Source organism: Paenarthrobacter sp. 2TAF44 (genome assembly GCF_052114885.1).
Lineage (GTDB): Bacteria > Actinomycetota > Actinomycetes > Actinomycetales > Micrococcaceae > Arthrobacter.
The window spans coordinates 1-19,776 of the sequence record NZ_JBFRFP010000041.1 but is presented as its reverse complement, the minus strand read 5'-3'; the positions used below and the strand labels follow the sequence as shown (position 1 = coordinate 19,776).

The window sequence follows — 19,776 nt, the reverse complement described above, 5'->3', positions numbered from 1 at the left end:
GGCCAGCTACAGAAAGACCCGTGTCATGGCGTCATCGAAGGTGTGGCGGTAGCTTTGGATTACTTTTCCTTCGAAGCGGCCGAGTCCTTCAAAAGCGGCCGAGGTACCGGAGGTACCGCTGATGCAGGGCTTGTCTACATCCTTGGTTCTGATCGCTCTCCTGGCTGTGACGGCACCCCTTGCGGTGCGCTTCCTTGACCGGGCGGTCAAGGTGCCGCTGGTGGTATTCGAGATCGTCCTCGGAATCCTGCTGGGCCCCAGCCTGTTGGGATGGATCGAATCTACCCAGTTCACGGATACGCTGGCTGATTTCGGGCTGGCGATGCTCTTCTTCGTGGCCGGCAATGAGATTGATTTCGCCGATATCCGAGGCCGTCCCGCCATCCGTGCCTCCGCTGGCTGGGTGATCTCGTTGGCCGCTGGCATAGGCGCAGGCTTTCTCCTTGCCCCCACGCCGGAGGCCGCGGTCATTATCGGGGTGGCGCTGTGCTCCACGGCGTTGGGAGCATTGCTGCCCATTCTTCGCGATTCCGGTGAATCAAAATCCCCGATGGGGATCGCCGTCACGGCATTGGGCGCAGCTGGCGAGTTTGGTCCCCTGATAGCAATCTCGCTGTTCTTCAGCGGCAGGGAGCTGGGACCGGCTACGGCAGTGCTGCTCGGATTTGTGCTCCTGGCCGGCATTGCGATTTTCCTGGCCTCCAGGTCACAGCACACGCTGTTCCACTCGCAGGTCACCAGGACCCTCCACACGAGCGGCCAGTTCGCTGTCCGCTCCATCATGTTCATCCTGACCGTGCTCGTCGTGCTGAGCATGGTCCTGGGACTGGATATGTTGCTGGGGGCATTCGCGGCGGGCGTCCTTTGGAAGGTGGCCATTGCGCGCGCACCCGAACGGGATCGGAAGGTGATCGAGACCAAACTTGACGCCGTCGCGTTCGGATTCCTGGTGCCCATCTTCTTCATCGATACGGGCATAGATTTCGATCTCGGCGCACTCACGTCCAGCGCCATGGCACTGGCGCTGCTCCCTCTGTTCCTGCTCCTCCTGCTGATCATCCGCGGCCTGCCGTCGATGCTTGCTGCCCCACCGAGGTCCACTTTCGCGGAGAAACGGGCGATCATGCTTTTCGGGGCAATCGGCCTGCCGATTATCGTTGCCGTCACCGCCATTGGAAGGGATCAGGGGTTCATCTCAAGCGGAATCTCGTCAGCACTCGTTGGGGCCGGCATGCTCTCCGTGCTCCTGTTTCCGCTGCTGGCGCTTCGGCAGGGTCAGCGCGAACGGCAACGCAGGACCCCTGTGCCGCAGGGGGAAGTGCCATAGCCCAGGACTCTGACGACGCGCAAATACTTCGGAGCCACGGCAAAGGGCTGGGGACGCCCGGATTTGGGTGTCCCCAGCCCTTTACTGCGGCTCCCGCAAGTGAAGTTGAGAAGGCGTCCTTCATCGCGCGTTGAGCCGCGAGCGCCCTCATCATTGCCGCATAGAATTGGCGGTCATTTTCCACGGCAGTTAGCATTATCTGTCGTAGAATATGAACATGAAGCGTCAAAGCCACCTGTTGGACCTCCTTCCGCGCGGCCTCTTCAGCCTCTCCGACGCCGCAGAGCATGGAGTCTCTCATGCCAGCCTGTACCGAATGCGCGATGCCGGCCTGATTGAGAGGATCGGCTCCGGGCTGTACACCGCCGGAACGGGCATGCAGGCGGACATCGATCTGTTGGAAGCATCCCGAAAAGCCTCCTTGGCCACGATCTGCCTCACTAGCGCTCTCGCCCGGCACGAGCTCATCGATGAGATCCCGTCCCGCATCGACTTGGCCTTGCCTCGCGGAAAGACCCCTCCACAGCTCTCGGCTCCGGTCGCCTGGCATGCCTTCGACAAAGCGACGTTCGACGTCGGACGCTCGACCATCCCGATCGAAGGGGCGGACGGGGTGTTCATCGGCATCTACTCCCCCGAGCGCTCGATCGTGGACGCCTTTCGCCTGCGTGGAAGCGCCGGATATGAAACGGGAATCGAAGCGCTACGTAACTGGCTCAAGCGCCCAGGATCCCAGCCGGCCCGGCTCATGGAGATCGCTTTGTTGGTCCCGCGGTCCAAGGGGCCGCTGCGCCAGGCATTGGAGGTCCTCCTGTGATGGCAGGAGGAACCGTCTACCTGCAGCTTCAGAGGCTTGCACGGGACCGGAAGCGCCCCGTTGACGAGATCTTCACGCTTTACGGTCTTGAGCGCTTCCTCGCGCGCCTGGCAGACACACCTTTCGCGAAGGACTTCTGCCTCAAAGGTGGTGTCCTGCTATCCGCCCACGCGCTGCGCCGACCGACCCGTGACGTTGACATGCAGGCACTCGATTTCCGGCTCGACGTCGATCACGTCACCGAAGTGGTGAAAGGGGTATGCGACGTCGTCGTCGATGACGGCCTGGTCTTCGACCATTCGTCCATGCAGATCGAACAGATCCGCGACGAAGACGAGTACAGCGGCCTGCGGGTCTCACTGCCCGCGGTCCTGGGCCGGGCGAGAATTGCCATCAAGCTCGACATCAGTACCGGTGACCCGATCTGGCCGGAGCCGGAGCAGATCGAACTGCCGTCGCTGCTCGGCGGAACGGTGAGGATGAAAGGTCACCCCTTGGTGACGGTGATCGCCGAGAAGACCGTCACGATGCTCCAACGCGGCACCACCAGCACCAGGTGGCGGGACCTGCTGGACGTGGCAGTCCTGTCCGACCGATTCGAGTTCGACGCCGCAGACGTCAGAGAAGCAGCGATGCAGGTTGCCGGGCACCGGACCGTCGAACTGGGGCCGCTCCGGATCCTTATGGACGGCTATGGTGCGACAGGGCAAGCGAAATGGGCTGCATGGCGCAGGAAGCTAAAAGTCGAAGACCTCTGCGAGCAGAACCTCGACGCGCAGGTTGAACGTGTGCTCACGTTCATTGAGCCAGTGTTCGACGGCTCAGCCGAAAACCACCACCGATGGAGCCCCGACGCGCGCATCTGGTCATAGGCCACACTGGCAGCCGGCGCCGAAAGCATCACTAACGAGAAGGCGGGAGAATCGGGCCACACGGTACTAAAACCGCAGTTCAAAGCCACAATCGGAGCCCCCTGTCGGATTCGAACCGACGACCCCCGCTTTACAAGAGCGGTGCTCTGGCCAACTGAGCTAAGGAGGCATGCGCCGAAAACGACGCTAGATAAGGTTAGCCCAGAGACTCCCCTTCGCGGAAATCACGACGGCGGCCGCCCACCCGGGTTGAACGCAAGGCACAAACCCGAGGTGACCAACCGCCGTCGTAAATTCCTGAAACCTAGCCCTTGGCGTCAACCGCGGTCTGAATCTCGGCGTTCAGGTCGGTGGATCCGTCCCACTGCTTGCCGTCGATGAACACGGTGGGGGTGCCCGTGATGCCGATGGCCGCGGCTTCCTGCGTGGCGACCTTTACATAGGGGCGGTACTGCTTGCTGTCGATGCAGGAGTCGATGTTCGCCGCGCCAACTTCCTTGGCCATGGACTTGAGATCGTTGTCCGAGATACCGGCACTGCCTTCGGCCGGCTGGCGTTCGTAGAGGAGGTTGAAGAAGTCGGCGTACTTCTCAGGTGAAGAGTTCACTACGCATGCAGCAGCATTTGCTGCACGCGAGGAGTAGTTGGTGGTGGACTGCTGGTCCAGGAAGCCGAGGGGGCGGTACTCGAGGGAAATCTTGCCGTCGTTGCGCAGCTTGGTGAGCGACTCCCCGTAGGTTGTCTCGAACCGCTTGCAGACGGGGCAGATGAAGTCGACGTAAGCGATCACCTTGACGGGCTTGCCGGCCTCGGGCTCACCACCAGGAACAGTCACGGTTGCGGGCTTGGTTGCCGGAGCCGAAGGCACATCCGCCACATTCACGGACGAGGCATCGGACTTTACGACGTCGGTGTTGGCCAGCAATGTTACGCCGCCGTGCACGTTGCCATTCGCGGGAGTAGGTCCCTGATCGGCGATCGGGGCGCTTTGCTGAATGCTGGTGGTCACCACCAGCGCGATGACGGCCAGGATCGCCACGACCGCAACGACGATGCCCCAACCGATCAGGAGCTTGTTGCGCTTTTCCTTTTTCAGCTGCGCTTCGCGGATTTCGCGCGCTTTCTCCCGTGCCTGGGCGGTGCGTTCAGCCTTGGAGAGGCGGGGTTCGTTTGCGGGGCTCATCAGTTCCTCGGATTACTCGACGTCGGTAGTGCATAGCTTGGGGCAACGGGGTCAGTTTACGGGAGCCAACTAGGAGCTCTGCCGCTGACATGCCTGCCCGGTCGTTGAACGATCAACTGCGGTCTATGATTCCGCCGGTAGGCTGGGAGGTGAGTCACAGCAACCCCAGGGAGCAGTAATGCAGGATTTGGCAAGCGAAAAACTCAAGATGGAAGACGGCGTTAGGGCCTCTCCCACCAGGAAGCCAACGGCGAGCAAGTTCGACTTCATGGTGGTGTCCAACCGCCTGCCTGTCGACCGGTGCAACAGCGATGGTGACGGCGATGGTGGCGGTGGGTGGCGACGCTCGCCAGGCGGCCTGGTTACTGCGCTTGCACCGATGATGACAAAGTCCGACGGCGCGTGGGTCGGTTGGCATGGCGCTCCAGATGAAACTGTCCGTCCCTTCAGCCACGAAGCGATGGATCTTGTCCCGGTCCAGTTAAGCAGCCACGAGGTCGAGCTGTATTACGAGGGCTTCTCCAATGCGACCATCTGGCCGCTGTACCACGATGTCATCGCCCCGCCGGAATTCCACCGTACGTGGTGGGATGCATACCGCCAGGTGAATAAGAAGTTCGCCGATGCCGTGGTCCGCCATGCCGCGGACGGCGCAACGGTGTGGGTCCAGGACTACCAACTCCAGTTGGTTCCCCGCATGCTCCGCGAGGCACGGCCGGACCTGAAGATCGGCTTCTTCAACCACATTCCCTTCCCGCCTCCGGAGATCTTCGCGCAGCTGCCGTGGCGCCGTGAGATCATTGATGGCCTTCTGGGTGCGGACCTGCTGGGCTTCCAGCGTCCCAGCGACGCTGGCAACTTCATGCGCTCTGCCCGCCGCTTCCTGGGCGCCAGCGTCAAGCAACAGCAAGTGCATGTAAAGGGCCCTGACGGCGAGGTCACCCACATTGCCCGGGCGCAGGCCTTCCCTATTTCCATCGATGTTGACCAGATCCGGGAGTTGGCCGGGAGGCCGGACATCATCGAGAGGGCCAAGCAGATCCGCAAGGACCTTGGCAATCCGAAGACCATCCTTCTTGGCGTGGACCGCCTGGACTACACCAAGGGCATCGGCCACCGCCTGAAGGCCTTCGAGGAACTCCTGCGCGAGGGCAGCATCAAGGTGGAGGACGCCACCCTCATACAGGTAGCGAGCCCCAGCCGTGAACGCGTGGAGCAGTACCGGCTTCTGCGTGAAGAAATCGAGGGCACGGTCGGCCATATCAATGGCACTTACGACACCATCCAGAACACTGCCGTCCGCTACCTGCACCACAGCTACCCGGTTGAGGAGATGGTGGCGCTCTACCTCGCCGCGGACGTCATGTTGGTCACGGCGCTGCGCGACGGAATGAACCTGGTGGCCAAGGAATATGTGACGGCGCGTTCCGAGGACGACGGCGCACTGGTCCTGAGCGAATTCGCAGGCGCTGCCGACCAATTGAAGCAGGCGCTCCTGATCAACCCGCATGACATCGATGGCCTCAAGTCCGCCATTCTCCGGGCGGTCAACCTATCCCCCAAGGAAGCCCGCCGCCGCATGAAGCTGATGCGAAAGCAGATCCTGGACCACGACGTCGATCATTGGTCAGCGGAGTTCCTGGCCGCCCTCGAGGAGAAGGTAGTGCGTGATGACAGCTGAGAACCTGTCTCTGTCCCCGGAACTGTTGGACGCCATCCGGCGCATTTCCGGCACCGAACATCTCCTGGTGGCCTTGGACTTCGACGGCACGCTCTCCCCGATCGTGGACCGCGCAGAGGATGCACGGCCCCTGCCCAGGGCTGCCGCGGCTTTGGAAGCCCTCGCCGAACTGCCACGCACGACGACGGCACTCATCTCAGGCCGCGCCTTGGACAGTTTGCGGCTGGTCGCCTCACCTCCTGTGGACACGCTGCTGATCGGCAGCCACGGAGCTGAAGTTTGGCTGGGCGAAGGTTCCCTCGGCCTGGAACTGGATGAGGATCAGCGCAGCAAGTTGGCGGCCGTACGCGAAGTCCTGGCCGAAATCGTGAACATTGCTCCTGGAACGCTGCTCGAAGACAAGCCCGCCGGCGTCGTCCTTCACACAAGGATGGCCGATGACGACGTCGCGGAAGACGCCGTCGAAGCCGCCACGCGGGTGCTGCGCGAGCATCCTGGCGTGTACGTGAAGACCGGCAAACGGGTGCTGGAGGTATCCGTGGTCAAGGCCTCCAAGGGCGAGGCAGTGGAATTCCTCCGTCAGGCGACCGGCGCCACGGCCATGTTGTTCGCCGGTGACGACGTGACTGATGAGGACGCTTTCGGCAGGCTCATGGGCGACGACGTCGGCATCAAAGTGGGACTGGATTTCACCCAGGCGCAGTACCGTGTGGAAGCTCCAGTGCAGGTTGCGGAATTGCTGGAAGCGCTGCTGCGAGAGCGCCGCCGTGTCACCGCCGAAGCATGAAGCGGGATCAACGTCACATGTGACGTTCGTAACATTTGGGCAGTAAATCCAAAAGTCTGACATACTCTTGGACGTGATGTGACGCACAGTACCGTGCGACGTCACACGATCCTCCCCGGCCATTGGCCGGGGAGTTCAACTGAAGAAAATGAACCATTCACAACGGATCGTCCGGCACGTACCTGCCGGTGAAGGGATTGATAACTGTGGCTACAGTTACTTTTGATAACGCTACGCGTCTGTACCCGGGCACAGATAAGCCCGCCGTCGATAAACTCAACATCGACATCGCCGATGGCGAATTCCTGGTCCTCGTTGGACCCTCCGGTTGCGGTAAGTCCACCTCCCTGCGCATGCTCGCAGGACTTGAGGATGTGAACGCCGGCCGCATTCTGATCGGTGACCGCGACGTCACGGATGTCCCCCCGAAGGACCGCGACATCGCAATGGTCTTCCAGAACTACGCTCTTTACCCGCACATGACTGTTGCGGACAACATGGGCTTCGCACTGAAGATTGCAGGCGTCTCCAAGGAAGAGCGCGCCGAGCGTGTTCGCGAAGCCGCCAAGCTTCTTGACCTTGAGGCATACCTGGACCGCAAGCCGAAGGCACTCTCCGGTGGTCAGCGCCAGCGTGTTGCCATGGGCCGTGCAATCGTCCGTAACCCCCAGGTCTTCCTCATGGACGAGCCGCTGTCCAACCTTGACGCCAAGCTCCGTGTCCAGACCCGTACGCAAATCGCATCCCTGACCCGCCGCCTCGGCGTCACCACGGTTTACGTGACGCACGACCAGGTCGAGGCCATGACCATGGGTGACCGCGTAGCAGTGCTCAAGGACGGTCTCCTCCAGCAGGTTGACACCCCGCGCAACCTGTACGACCGCCCGCAGAACGTCTTCGTTGCAGGCTTCATCGGCTCCCCTGCCATGAACCTGCTGGAACTGCCGGTTGTTGACGGTGGTGTCCAGTTCGGTGGCACGGTTTACCCGGTCAAGCGCGACGTCCTCGAAGAAGCACACGGACAGACGGTTACCGTTGGTTCACGTCCGGAAGACCTCGAGACGGTCGGCAACGGCGAAGGCCTGCAGGTTGAGGTTGACGTCGTCGAAGAACTCGGCGCCGACGCCTACGTCTACGGCCACACCATCCTGGATGGCAAGAGCCACGACATCGTTGCCCGCGTTGACGGTCGCCGCCCCCCGATGAAGGGCGAGTCCATCTTCGTTCGTCCGCAGTCCGGCCACGTGCACCTGTTCGACACCAAGACCGGACTCCGCCTGGGCGACTAGTCCCCACCGGTAAAAAAATCCGCAGTGTGACAGCGGCCCGACCCTTCCCGGTCGGGCCGCTCTCGCGTTAACCTTTCCGCAGAAAGTACTGCATGAACACCACGGATAACCTGATCCCCCGCCCCGCGCACATCGCACCCTCGGACGGTCAGGCTTTCACGCTTGCCCCTACGGCCCGAATCGCGGCGGGCCAAGCTGCCGTCCCGGTCGCAGAGCAACTGGCTGTGCTGCTTCGCCGCGGCACAGGTTTCGCTCTCCCTATCGTCGAGACGGCCAATGCGGGCGACATCTCCCTGGACTTCATGGAAACGCTCGACGGCGGTCCGGAAGCGTACCAGCTATCGGTCACCGTCGACCGTGCACGCCTCACGGCAACAACCCCTGCCGGCCTCTTCAACGCAGTCCAAACGCTCCGTCAGCTGATCCCGCCCGCCATTGAACACTCCATCACCGGCGCGGACGAATCGGACACCAGGACCGTCGGCACCTGGGTGATTCCCGCCGTCGAGATTAAGGACGCACCCAGATTCGCGTATCGCGGACTCATGCTCGACGTCGCCCGGAACTTCTTCACGGTCCAAGAGGTGAAGGAGCAGATAGATGTCATGACCCAGTTCAAGCTCAATGCCCTGCACCTGCACCTTACGGATGACCAGGCCTGGCGTATCGAGATCCGGACACCCAAGGCTAATCCATCGGGCCTGGATTATGGGAAGCTCACGGAAATCGGCGGAGCAGGCGCCGTGGAGTTCCCCACTGCGGTACCAGTCCGTGGCCGGGATGGGTTCTACACCCAACAGGACTACAGGGAAATCCAGGAATACGCCGCTGCGAGGAACGTCCTGGTGGTCCCGGAAATCGATCTGCCTGGCCACGTCAATGCGGCCCTTGCAGCCATACCGCAGCTCAGCCCGGACGGCCGTGCGGCAAGCATGAGCACCTCGGCAGCGGTGGGCTGGTCCACGCTGGATGTGGCCCTTCCTGTGACGTATGAGTTTGTCAGGGAAGTCCTTGAACAATTGGCAGCGATGACTATCGGCCCCTACCTGCACATCGGGGGCGACGAAGCTTTGGTAACGGACCACGAGCACTACGTCAGCATGACGCAGGAGTTCGTACGGATTGCCGATGAAACCGGCAAGAAAGTGGTCGGCTGGAACGAGTACGCCGCCGTGGACCTCCGTGAGGGCGACGTCGTGCAGTACTGGTTCGGCGACCTCCCCCCTTTGGTTCAGAAGGCAGCGTCCATGGGGTCCTTGATGATCATGTCCCCAGCGGCAAACACCTACCTGGACCAGAAGTATGAAGCAACCAGTCGCATCGGCCTTGAGTGGGTGGACGGCGGGCCGTTCACCTGGTCCGAGTACTACGACTGGAATCCCGCCCAGGGCGGCCTGCAAGATGACAGGGTTCTTGGCGTCGAAGGTCCGCTGTGGACAGAGACGGTCCGCAACAACCAACAGGCCTACTGGCTCCTGTATCCCAGGGCCGTTTCCTTGGCGGAAGTGGCGTGGTCGGCCCAGGACGCGCGGGACCTTGGTGACTTCCGACGTCGGCTGGGCGCCTTGGGTGAGCGCCTCACGAGGCAGGGCGTCACGTTCCAGGCAGCACCCGACGTCGAGTGGTCCGCGATATCTGAGTTTCCCTTTCCCGCAGCAATGAACGCCAACACCGGCGAGTACGGAACAATTGAAGCATGAGCGAGCAAAACGAAGCCCAGTGGCACGACGAACCGACCGACTACGGGCAGATCGGCAAGCTCCCCAGGACTGAAGCGGCCAGCGCGCAGGATACCGCTCCGCCCGCCAGCGTCATCGGGTCCCTTAATATCACTGCTGCGGCAGCGGATCCTGAGCTGTTGGACCTACCGTGGCACATTGCGCTTGAAGACTGGCCAGCCGAGAATCTCGCCGCCCTCCCCCGCGGTATCTCCCGGCACATCGTGCGTTTCGCCCATTTGGGTGGATCCGTCATCGCCATCAAGGAAACGTCCGAGCACGTTGCCCGCCACGAGTACCACATGCTCCGGAAGCTGGCACGCCTGGATGTTCCGTGTGTTGAGCCGGTGGCAGTCATCACAGGCCGGACCACTGCCGACGGCAAACCCCTGAACCCGGTGCTGGTCACCCGGCATTTGAAGTTCTCCATGCCCTACCGGGCACTTTTCTCGCAGATGCTGCGCAAGGACACTTTGACGCGCCTCATCGACGCCCAAGCGTTGCTGCTTGTCCGGTTGCACCTCATTGGCTTCTACTGGGGTGACGTCTCTCTTTCCAACACGCTGTTCCGTCGCGACGCCGGTGCCTTTGCCGCCTACCTCGTGGATGCCGAAACCGGCGAGCTCTACCCTGACCTGTCCATGGGCCAGCGCGAGTACGATCTGGAGATTGCCCGCGTCAACATCGCCGGTGAGCTCATGGACCTCCTGGATGGCGGGCTCATCGAGGAAAAGGTTGATCCTGTGGCTACCAGTGAGCTCATCATGGACAGCTACCGCAGGCTCTGGGCTGAGCTGACGGAGAAGGAATCCTTCGAACTCGGCGAGCGCTGGCGCGTGGGAGCCCGCATCCGCCGTCTCAACGAGCTCGGCTTCGACGTCGAGGAATATGCCATCAAGACAACGGCGGATGGTTCAACCATCCAGCTGCAGCCAAAAGTCGTCGACGCCGGCCATCACCAAAGGCGCTTGCTGCGCCTCACCGGGCTGGACGCCCAGGAGAACCAAGCCCGGCGGCTGCTGAACGACATGGACCAGTTCAGGGCGGACAACAACCCTGACCTGGACGAGGAAATCAGCGCCCACGCCTGGGTCAGCCAGATCTTCGAACCGATCGTGCGGTCTATCCCCAGGCACCTTGCCGGCAAGTTGGAACCGGCCGAAGTTGTGCACGAGGTCCTGGAGCACCGCTGGTACATGAGCCAGAAGCAGGATCGCTACATCCCGCTCGCGGAGACCGTGCAGTCCTACCTGGACACCGTGTTGCAGCACCGCAGGGACGAGGCTGCCATCATGTTGAACCCTGACACCGAGATGCTCAAAATCCTTGAGGTTGAGGTGGAGGAGTCAGGCCGGTACGACGAAGTGGACGAGTACCCGGACTCGGACGACTAACTCAGGGCTCCAGAGTCTCCGCGAGGCCTGCCAGGACGGGTTCCCGGCCGAGCTCAATGTGCGTGTACGCCAGTGAGTAGGCCAGGTCCGGCCGGCCTTTCAGGATGGCGTTGCACAGCTCTTTGTGTTCGTCCCGTTGGAGTTCGTTGCTGCGGTTGTGTGCCAATCCGAAGATCCACCGCATGCGGCCGAAGAGCGGCTTCACGGACTCAATCAGCAGCCTGTTGCTGGAGAGACGCACGATTTCGGCGTGGAGCTCGGCGCTGATCAGCGCTACATCGTCTGCGCGGTCCTCATCGATGGCGGCATTGGAGGCTTCCATCAGTTCCTCGAGCCGACCTGCGGAATGGCCTTCGGCAACGCGGGTGGCAGCCATCCTCGCGGCGAATGTTTCCAGGCAAAGGCGAACGTCGAAGAGCTCGTTGACGTCGGTGAGTGTGAGTTGCCGGACCACGGCGCCGCGGCGCGGGAAGGTGGCCACGAAGCCGTCCTGCTCCAGGCGTTGAATGGCTTCACGGACCGGGATCCGTGAGACGCCGTACATCTCGGACAGTTCCCGTTCGCGCAGGCGCCCACCCTGCGCGAAGGTGCCCGTGACGATCCCCTCCAACACCAGTTGGTAGACCTGTTCCGCGCGGGCCTCGTCATCGCGGCCATTCCCGGTTTCCGGCGTCGCCTCAGCCACTGTCAAACTTCCCTTCATGCCAGCGTCCGCTCCATTCGCCGGCCGGCGCCGGTCAGCGTTCCAACCGAGCATACACGGGTGGAAACAGCTCGTCGGAGGGCGGTTCAAGGCATCATTGGACCCACGGTTGTTCGTCGCCTGACTTGTTCGTCGCCTGACTGTACGACGGCCTGAGTAACCGGCAAGAGTGGCTTTCGGCGTTGAGCGTTACTCGCCCCTGGCGGTTGGTGCATCATCCAGCGGGGTCCACCAGGTCGCGGGCGGCGTCACCTTGAAGCGGCGCCCGGATACGTCCGATGGAACAATGCGGATGAACTGATCCTTTTGCCCTGCCTCCCAAGGGAACAGGAGGAGGCCGATGGTATCCAACACGTCCTGCGTCAGTTTCACAGCGGAGGCTTGCCCTTTGACCACCACGCTCCATGCCACTCCGGTTTCCGCATCCACACCGTCAGCCTCGATCGCAACGGGAGCGTCACCAAGGGCTGCATGAAGCTTGGTGCCCTCCCCCGTGCGGAAGACCATGGTCCCGTGGTCCACCTTGTAATTCACCGGAAAGATATCCGGGTGATTGTCCACCCACACGGCAAGCCGGCCCACGGAAACTCCACGGAGGAGTTCCCAGCATTCGTTGGTCTCCAGGACTTCAGTGGCGGGGGTATTGGGGGTGTTGTCGCCAGACGTTGAGTTGGTCATATCGCAGAGGATACGCCGGAGCATAGCCCGCCAACAGTGGCCGAACCCCGTCTAACGGACTATTCACCCCCGCATGCGAGGGTGAATAGTCCGTTGGGGGATGAATCGCGGCTAGATAGCCTTCCCCGGATTCAGAATCCCCGCAGGATCGAACAACTCCTTGATCCGCCGCTGCAATTCCCGCACGGGCTCAGGCTGCTCCAGTCCCAACCATCGGAGCTTGTACTGCCCCACGCCGTGCTCGCCGGTAATCGTGCCACCCATTTCGAGGCCGACCCGGATCGATTCATCTAGGGCAGCGTTGAGGCGTACCAGGGCGTCGGCATCCGTGGCGGGGTCTACCCGGTCCATCCAGAAGGTGGGGTGGAGGTTTCCGTCTCCGGCGTGGGCCACCACTTTGAGGCTGACTTGGAAGCGGTCGGCCATGGCTTCGAGTTCGGCGACGAAGTCCACCAGCCGGGAGCGTGGAACAGCGATGTCCTCTCCTACCCTGAATTCGTCGTCCATTTCCACGCCGCGGCTGTTGCGGCGTAGTTCGACGAGCATTTCGGCTTCTTCGCTGGCTTCGGTAGTGACGGTGGCGCCGCCTTCGGCAAGTACTTGACGTACGACGTCGGCCTCGGCGGCTGCTCCAAAGCCGTCTGTTTGGATCAGCAGCAGGGATTTGCCGCGGGTTTGCAGGTCTGAGCCGTTCATCTCATCGAGCTGTATGAGTGTTCCATTGTCCAGGAGCTCCATGATGGCTGGCTGGACCCGGGCTTTGCCTACTGCCAGGACGCCTGCGGCGGCGCTGCGGAAGTCCTGGTAGAACGCCGCGATGGTGTGGACTTCGCGGGGAAGGTACTTCAGGCGGACCGTCACGCTCACGACGATTCCGAGTGTTCCTTCGGAGCCCACCAGCAGCGCAGTGAGGTCGTATCCGGCAACGCCTTTGAAGGTTTGGTGCCCAGTGTGGAGCAGCGAACCGTCGGCCAGCACAACGTCCAGCGCAAGCACGGAATCCCGTGTCACCCCGTACTTTGCACAGCGCAGACCACCTGCGTTTGTGGCTACGTTGCCGCCGATGGTGGACATCTTGTAGCTCGCCGGATCCGGCGCATACATGAGCCCGTGTCCGGCGGCTGCGGCATTCAGGTCGGCGTTGATGACGCCAGGTTCGACGACGGCGGTCTCGTCGTCGGGGTTGAGGTCCAGGATGCTGTTCATTCGTTCCAGGCTGAGCACGATGCAGCCTTGGGTGGCGTGGGCACCTCCCGAAACACCCGTTCCCGCACCACGCGCGACGATTGGCACCTGGTGGGCAGCGCAACTGCGAACGATGTTTTGGACGTCTTCCACGGATTCGGCCCAGACGACGGCGAGCGGCAAGTGCCGTTCCAGCAATGGCCCTTGATCTACGGAATAGACGGTACGGGTGGCTTCATCTTCGGCGATCTGACCGGGCCGGAGTCGCTCGGTCAGGCTCTTCAAAAACGCGTTCTGCGTTTCACTGTGACTCGCGTCCGTTTGCTGGTCGGCTTCCTGGCGGCCGACTGTGCGGCCTTTGATGCTTTCCTCTGTTGTTCCGGCCATAGCCGTTTCGTCCGACAAGGTGGTCCCTTCACACATGAGCGCCGCGGACACGCCAAATCGGCAGTCTTCGCAGCGTTTTCAGTGCTCCCAGTCTAGTCAGCGCCGCCCAGCACAGTGGGAAGGCAGGTTCCGGGCGGTGCCCACTTTTTTGGCACACTACAGCTAAATCCGATCAAGCCAAATGGAGGCCTTGAGGAGCTGAAATCGCTTCCATTCACACCGGCGCCTCAAATGACTGGATAGCCGACCATTTGCAACGTTGCGCGTCATCAAAGTGGGGATTAGCTGTAAGCGTTTCCAATTGCAAACGAGGTCTCCTACGCTGTGTTCATGTCTGTTGATTCATTGCTCCCAGTTGAGGCGTCCGCGCCCTCTGCAGCTTTCGCTACATTGACGCCCGTCCACGAGGCCTCCACGGCCCATGGATGGTGGCGCTCCGCAGTCATTTACCAGATTTATCCGCGATCCTTCCGGGACCTTAACGGCGACGGTATCGGCGACCTCGCCGGTATCACTCATGAACTGGCCCAACTCGCCGAACTGGGCGTGGATGCCGTCTGGCTGTCCCCGTTCTACCGCTCGCCGCAGCGGGACGCAGGTTATGACGTCAGCGATTATTGCGACGTCGATCCGCTGTTCGGAAGCCTCGCGGACTTCGACGCCCTGATCTATGAGGCCAACCGGCTGCACCTGCGGGTCATTGCAGATCTCGTTCCCAACCACTGCTCCGACCAACATGCCGCCTTCCAAGCCGCACTCGCGGCTCCGGCCAACAGCAGCCAGCGGGACATGTTTATCTTCCGGGACGGCCAAGGACCTGACGGAAACGAGCCTCCCAACAACTGGCAGTCCCATTTCGGCGGCCCCGCCTGGACCCGCATTGTGGAACCGGATGGCCGGCCCGGGCAGTGGTACTTGCACCTCTTTGATTCTTCCCAGCCGGATTTCAACTGGGACAACGATGCCGTGCACGCCGAGTTTGAGCGGGTTCTCCGCTTCTGGCTGGACCGCGGAATTTCCGGTTTCCGGGTGGACGTTGCCCACGCACTGGTCAAGGCAGCCGGCCTGCCCAACTGGGGTGGACGCGCGGATGGCAACAGCTCGCACGGCTTCCCCGGCCACGAGGCGCCCATGTTCGGACAGCCCGCGCTGCACGATATCTACCGGCGCTGGCGCTCCATCCTGGAGGAATATGGCTCCGACCGAATCCTCTGCGCCGAAGCCAATGTCGATCCCCTGCCCCGGCTGGCTCAGTGGGTCCGGCCTGACGAGATGCACCAGGCCTTCAATTTCCCGTACCTGCACGCTGGCCTGGACGTGAACCGCCTCCGCCATATCATCACCGATTCTCTGGTCTCGCTGGACGCGGTTGGCGCACCGAGCACGTGGGTGCTGTCCAACCACGACGTCGTCCGGCACGCCACCCGATTCGGTTACGACGGGCCGGGTCCCCGCGATGGCGACGGAATCGGCGCCGACGACTTACAGCCCAATGAAGAACTCGGACGACGGCGGGCTGCCGCGGCCACCATGTTCATGCTTGGCCTCCCCGGTGGCGCCTACCTGTACCAAGGGGAAGAGCTTGGGCTGCCTGACTCCACAAGCATTCCCGGGAGCATGCGCCAGGACCCCACCTTCGCCCGGACCGGCGGAGAAAGGATAGGCCGCGACGGCTGCCGCGTGCCGTTGCCGTGGCGTTCCTCGGAGTTGCACGCCGGTTTCGGCCATGGCCAGGATCCCTGGCTGCCGCAACCAGAGTCATGGGCGGCATTGGCGAGGGACAAGCAGCAGGAGGATCCGGCGTCGCACCTTAACCTTTACCGGGAAATGCTTGCCCAACGCGCCGAACGTCGATTGGGCCAGGGTTCCCTGGCCTGGGTGGAGGATTACTGCACCGAGTCCTCGCTCGCATACCTCAACGGCGACACCCTGGTGATCATGAACGTGGGTAACGAGCCCATGCCGCTTCCCGAGGGCAAGGTAATCCTTCGGAGTTCAACGGCAGATGGCGCCCTTGCCTTGGGCTCCGATCTGCAGGGCACGGATCTACTTGGCGCGGGTCTACTAAGCTCGGGGGAGAGCATCTGGCTCACAACCAACTAACTTTCCCACCGAGGAGCAGCATGACCGGCATTAAGGACGTAGCCGAGCGATCGGGGCTCTCCGTTGCCACGGTTTCACGCGCGCTCAGTGGCAAAGGCAACGTCTCCCCCGCCAGTCGGGAACGCGCACGTGCAGCAGCAGCCGAGCTTGGCTTCGTGCTCTCCTATCACGCCTCCAGCCTTGCCTCCGGCCGTACCCACAATGTTGGCCTGGTGGTTCCCTCTGTCCACCGCTGGTTCTATTCGGCGGTGATCGAGGGTGCCTCCGCTGCGCTTCTGAGCGCGGGATACGACCTCACGCTCTACAACATCGGCGAAGACCCCCAACACCGGCACAGCGTGTTCAACGACTTCCTGCTGCGCAAGCGCGTAGACGCGGTCATTGCGGTCTCCTTGGAGCTTAGCGAAGACGAGATGCAGCAACTCCTTGCCGTTCACCGGCCGATCGTGGGCATCGGCGGCCCCCTTCGGGGAGCGTCGACCATTCGGATCGATGATTCCGCGATCGCACAGCAAGCCACAAACCACTTGATCCGCCTGGGTCACAGCAAGATCGCCCACATGACCGGCGAAGAAGCGTACGAGCAGGACTTCCAGCTTCCCGGGACGCGGCGCGGTGGGTTCGAGAAAGCAATGAACGACGCCGGCTGCGCGGTTCTGCCCGAATGGATCGTTTCCGCTGACTTCACCATCGAAGGCGCTTACGCCGCAGCCCGGCAACTGCTGGGGGGCGCACCAGAGCGACCGACCGCGGTGTTTGCTGCATCAGACGAGATGGCCATCGGCACCATACTGGCTGCGCGTGACTTCGGCCTGCGGATTCCCGAGGACCTCTCGGTTATCGGCATCGACGGACACGACCTCGGGAAGGTCATGGGCCTCACCACCATCGACCAGGACGCGAAGGGACAAGGAGCCCTGGCTGTGCGCACCTTGCTGGGCGCCATCAACAATGGCCTGGTCCTTGAACCTGCCGATACTGAACACCCCACCAAGCTCGTGGTTCGTTCGAGCACGGCCGTGCCCAAGAACGACGCCGCCTAGGATGTCGCTCGTTCCAGAAACAGGGACTACTGCCTAAACCAACGGCTACTGCTCCAGGACCTTTTCCATGACGAGTTCCTGCTTGGACGTGTCCTGGGGATATGGTCGGCTGTCCCCAGTGGTGTTGAAACCGTGCCGCCGGTAGAAAGCCAACGCCCTCGTATTGTCCTCGTGGACGCCCAACTCCAGGAGCTTGGCACCCAAGTCCATCCGGGCGGCCTCGCACGCCTGGTGGAGGAGTTCATCGGCCAACCCCAAACCTCGATGTTCGGGGGCAACATAGACACTTATCAGCATGGCTTGAAGTGGCCTCTGCGGGTCTTGAGGATGCTTCAGGACAACCCTCATCAGCCCACAGAACGGGCTTCCATCCACGCCGCCGTCAGCTACCAACGTCACGCTGGAATCGCCGGCCATAGCCGCAGCCCGTTCCTGCCACTGCGCATCCGTTTGCCGCCGGGCGGCCTCCAGGCTTTCGACATAAGCCATGGGCGTATCCGTAAGCATTTCCAGCCGGACTTTCCTCAGCAGACACCAGTCTTCAGCACGAAGTCGCCTGACCCTAGGCAACTGTCCCGCCCATGAACCGTACGTAGCGATCCAGGACTCGAGGCCAACCTTCCGCATACGATGCCCGGCTGGCAGCAGGATCCTCTGCACCTTCCCAACCGTCATGCACCAACCGGACCTCCGTGCCACCCTCTACCGCACGGAACGAGACCCTAATTTCCGTGGACCAGAGGGGCGTGCTCGCCGGATACCAGCTCGCATGGAAGGACAACGGCGGCTGCCAGTCATCGATGGTTCCCCACACCGAAGTGCGTCCATCCTCGGCCGTCTCCAGGATCAGATTCTCCTCGAACTCAACGTGCGATCCCGCGCCGAACACACTCTCCTCTTCGAGGGGCCACCACAGATGAGGATGGTCCGTAAAGCCCAAAAAGGCATGAGAAACGCTGGTTGGCACCACCACTGTCAGCACCAGGGGTTCAAGGTCATTGGTGTCTTGTGACGACGGCTCGGGCTCCGGCTCGGGATGACTGAAAATACTGTCCATGACCCTCAACTGTACCGGTGCGGAAACGCGCATTTCTTCCGGCAACCATGTCCAGCCCGGAGTGCTGGGGGATGGCTTGGTTGCGCAGCCCATCGGCGCGGTGTTAGAGTCCCGTTGATCGTGATCTAACAACAGGAGGTGAGACCCATGAACGCAGTATCCGCAATGGGTGCTCCCCCGCAGTACACGATCTAGCGACTGATCTAGTCGCCAGCGGGAGCGCCACAGAGGCAATTCGCGAAAGGCGACTCCCATGAACACAACACCATTTCCAACGCAGCCCGTCACATCGACGACCACTTCCGGGCAGCCATCGTCCCCCCAGAATCAACCACAGGATAATTCCGCCGCGATTCCTGGGCGTTCAGCCGAGCGGGCGCTGGTGCTTGGTGGCGGCGGATCCACGGGCAATGCCTGGCTGATCGGCGTCATCGCCGGAATGTTCGACGCCGGCATGGATGTGACCAAATCCGACTTGACGGTCGGCACATCGGCCGGCTCCACCGCAGCGGCACAGATAGCTGGCGCGAGTCCTTCAGAACTATATGCAGCTGTCCTTGCCGCACCACCCCAGCCACAACGGCAGCGGCCGCCGCAAGCCAATTCAACGCAGACCAGTCCAACGCAGTCCGGTCCAATGCAGCCGCAGCCAGCACAATCTGGCCCAGCGCGGCAAGTGCTGGACCATTTGGAAAGAACACAGAAGATCATTGAGGCCTCTACGGATCCTGCCGATATGCGTCGCCGGATGGGCGCTGCAGCGCTCGAGTTGGCGGCTACAGCGGACGAATCAAGGCAAAGACAGTGGCGGGAAACCGTCGCCTCCCGGCTGCCAAGTTTGCAATGGCCGCAACGAAAAGTGCTGATCACTGCCGTGGATGCCAGGACGGGTAACGCGGTCCAATTCGACCGTCACAGCGGAGTGGAACTGGTGGATGCTGTAGCAGCCAGCTGCGCCAGTGGGTTCGCCTACGGCATCGGGGACGACCGATACATTGACGGCGGATACCGATCCAACGCCGAGAATGCCGACTTGGCATCCGGATACGCACGCGTCCTGGTTCTGTCACCATTTGGGGGCAGAACGCGGACTCCGCTGGAGTGGGGCCTGCACCTCGAAACACAGGTCGCCGAATTACGTGCCGGCGGCAGCAGGGTAGAAACGGTCATTCCCGACAGCAGCTCCGAGCACATGTTCGGGGCCAATGCGATGGATGTCTCCATGCGTCCGGCGGCTGCACAGGCCGGTTACGAGCAAGGCCGGGCCCTCGCGGACCAACTCAACGGGTTCTGGAACGGCTAAACCGGGCTTAAATAGGGGAAGCCCCGGCCGTGGTGGTCGGGGCTTGCCTGGTTCTGGTTTGGTGATCGTGCCGTTAATGCGGGAGACCCCCCGACCCGTGGTGGGTTGGGGGGTCTCGACCTAATGTGTGTCCGGCGGTGTCCTACTCTCCCACACCCTCCCGGGTGCAGTACCATCGGCGCTGTGGGTCTTAGCTTCCGGGTTCGGAATGGGACCGGGCGTTTCCCCCACGCTATGACCGCCGTAACC

The 19,776-nt window shown here is 62.1% G+C and carries 17 protein-coding genes, 1 tRNA gene and 1 rRNA gene; 11 read left to right on the top strand and 8 right to left on the bottom strand.

What is annotated here, in order from left to right; translation table 11 throughout:
* Nucleotides 1–121: 121 nt before the first annotated feature.
* The 3 genes from AB4Z15_RS24115 (at nt 122) to AB4Z15_RS24105 (ending at nt 3,016) form a co-directional block, all read left to right on the top strand.
* The gene (locus AB4Z15_RS24115) at nt 122–1,327 is read left to right on the top strand and encodes a cation:proton antiporter (protein ID WP_442019271.1); all 1,206 of its coding nucleotides are present in this window, start codon (nt 122–124) and stop codon (nt 1,325–1,327) included.
* 217 nt (nt 1,328–1,544) lie between these two features.
* Nucleotides 1,545–2,144 (top strand): type IV toxin-antitoxin system AbiEi family antitoxin domain-containing protein, encoded by a 600-nt coding sequence (locus AB4Z15_RS24110; RefSeq protein WP_442019270.1) that lies wholly within the window; start codon nt 1,545–1,547, stop codon nt 2,142–2,144.
* Nucleotides 2,144–3,016, top strand: coding sequence for a nucleotidyl transferase AbiEii/AbiGii toxin family protein (locus tag AB4Z15_RS24105; RefSeq protein WP_442019269.1), 873 nt, complete (start codon nt 2,144–2,146; stop codon nt 3,014–3,016). The genes AB4Z15_RS24110 and AB4Z15_RS24105 overlap by 1 nt, the downstream gene beginning before the upstream one ends.
* A 95-nt stretch (nt 3,017–3,111) precedes the next feature.
* Here AB4Z15_RS24105 and AB4Z15_RS24100 read toward each other — a convergent pair.
* Nucleotides 3,112–3,185, bottom strand: a tRNA-Thr gene (locus AB4Z15_RS24100).
* Between the two features lie 135 nt (nt 3,186–3,320).
* Nucleotides 3,321–4,199, bottom strand: a complete 879-nt coding sequence (locus AB4Z15_RS24095) for a DsbA family protein (RefSeq protein ID WP_442006721.1) — start codon at nt 4,197–4,199, stop codon at nt 3,321–3,323.
* A 208-nt stretch (nt 4,200–4,407) separates the two neighbouring features.
* Between AB4Z15_RS24095 and AB4Z15_RS24090 the strand changes: the two genes are divergently transcribed.
* The 5 genes from AB4Z15_RS24090 to AB4Z15_RS24070 all read left to right on the top strand — a co-directional run bounded on the left by AB4Z15_RS24090 (nt 4,408) and on the right by AB4Z15_RS24070 (nt 11,068).
* Nucleotides 4,408–5,880, top strand: a complete 1,473-nt coding sequence (locus AB4Z15_RS24090; RefSeq protein ID WP_442006736.1) for an alpha,alpha-trehalose-phosphate synthase (UDP-forming) — start codon at nt 4,408–4,410, stop codon at nt 5,878–5,880.
* Nucleotides 5,870–6,667, top strand: a complete 798-nt coding sequence (otsB, locus tag AB4Z15_RS24085) for a trehalose-phosphatase (protein WP_442006720.1) — start codon at nt 5,870–5,872, stop codon at nt 6,665–6,667. The genes AB4Z15_RS24090 and otsB overlap by 11 nt, the downstream gene beginning before the upstream one ends.
* Before the next feature lie 206 nt (nt 6,668–6,873).
* On the top strand, nt 6,874–7,956 hold the full coding sequence (locus tag AB4Z15_RS24080; RefSeq protein WP_431118474.1) for an ABC transporter ATP-binding protein: 1,083 nt from the start codon (nt 6,874–6,876) through the stop codon (nt 7,954–7,956).
* 92 nt (nt 7,957–8,048) lie between these two features.
* The gene (locus tag AB4Z15_RS24075; RefSeq protein WP_442019268.1) at nt 8,049–9,656 is read left to right on the top strand and encodes a beta-N-acetylhexosaminidase; all 1,608 of its coding nucleotides are present in this window, start codon (nt 8,049–8,051) and stop codon (nt 9,654–9,656) included.
* Nucleotides 9,653–11,068, top strand: a complete 1,416-nt coding sequence (locus AB4Z15_RS24070) for a DUF4032 domain-containing protein (RefSeq protein ID WP_442006718.1) — start codon at nt 9,653–9,655, stop codon at nt 11,066–11,068. Before AB4Z15_RS24075 ends, AB4Z15_RS24070 begins: the two co-directional genes overlap by 4 nt.
* 1 nt (nt 11,069) lies before the next feature.
* On the opposite strand, the gene AB4Z15_RS24065 is transcribed toward AB4Z15_RS24070, so the two are convergent.
* The 3 genes from AB4Z15_RS24065 to AB4Z15_RS24055 form a co-directional block, all read right to left on the bottom strand.
* Nucleotides 11,070–11,771, bottom strand: coding sequence for a GntR family transcriptional regulator (locus AB4Z15_RS24065; RefSeq protein WP_442019267.1), 702 nt, complete (start codon nt 11,769–11,771; stop codon nt 11,070–11,072).
* A 189-nt stretch (nt 11,772–11,960) separates the two neighbouring features.
* Complete coding sequence (locus tag AB4Z15_RS24060) at nt 11,961–12,473, bottom strand: pyridoxamine 5'-phosphate oxidase family protein (RefSeq protein WP_442019266.1); 513 nt, start codon at nt 12,471–12,473, stop codon at nt 11,961–11,963.
* An 87-nt stretch (nt 12,474–12,560) separates the two neighbouring features.
* Complete coding sequence (locus AB4Z15_RS24055) at nt 12,561–14,021, bottom strand: FAD-binding oxidoreductase (RefSeq protein WP_442019265.1); 1,461 nt, start codon at nt 14,019–14,021, stop codon at nt 12,561–12,563.
* Nucleotides 14,022–14,351: 330 nt separating this feature from the next.
* Here AB4Z15_RS24055 and AB4Z15_RS24050 point away from each other — a divergent pair, with 330 nt between their 5' ends.
* Entirely contained in the window at nt 14,352–16,124 is a 1,773-nt protein-coding gene (locus AB4Z15_RS24050; protein ID WP_442019264.1) for a glycoside hydrolase family 13 protein, read from the top strand.
* A 20-nt stretch (nt 16,125–16,144) separates the two neighbouring features.
* The gene (locus AB4Z15_RS24045; protein WP_442019263.1) at nt 16,145–17,167 is read left to right on the top strand and encodes a LacI family DNA-binding transcriptional regulator; all 1,023 of its coding nucleotides are present in this window, start codon (nt 16,145–16,147) and stop codon (nt 17,165–17,167) included.
* Between the two features lie 45 nt (nt 17,168–17,212).
* On the opposite strand, the gene AB4Z15_RS24040 is transcribed toward AB4Z15_RS24045, so the two are convergent.
* Both AB4Z15_RS24040 and AB4Z15_RS24035 read right to left on the bottom strand, forming a co-directional pair.
* A complete protein-coding gene (locus AB4Z15_RS24040) occupies nt 17,213–17,656 on the bottom strand; it encodes a GNAT family N-acetyltransferase (protein WP_442019262.1) in 444 nt (147 codons plus the stop codon).
* Between the two features lie 73 nt (nt 17,657–17,729).
* Nucleotides 17,730–18,224, bottom strand: coding sequence for an SRPBCC domain-containing protein (locus AB4Z15_RS24035; RefSeq protein WP_442006707.1), 495 nt, complete (start codon nt 18,222–18,224; stop codon nt 17,730–17,732).
* A 253-nt stretch (nt 18,225–18,477) separates the two neighbouring features.
* Between AB4Z15_RS24035 and AB4Z15_RS24030 the strand changes: the two genes are divergently transcribed.
* Entirely contained in the window at nt 18,478–19,527 is a 1,050-nt protein-coding gene (locus tag AB4Z15_RS24030; protein ID WP_442019261.1) for a patatin-like phospholipase family protein, read from the top strand.
* 129 nt (nt 19,528–19,656) lie between these two features.
* Here AB4Z15_RS24030 and rrf read toward each other — a convergent pair.
* Nucleotides 19,657–19,773, bottom strand: a 5S ribosomal RNA gene (gene rrf, locus AB4Z15_RS24025).
* Nucleotides 19,774–19,776: the final 3 nt, after the last annotated feature.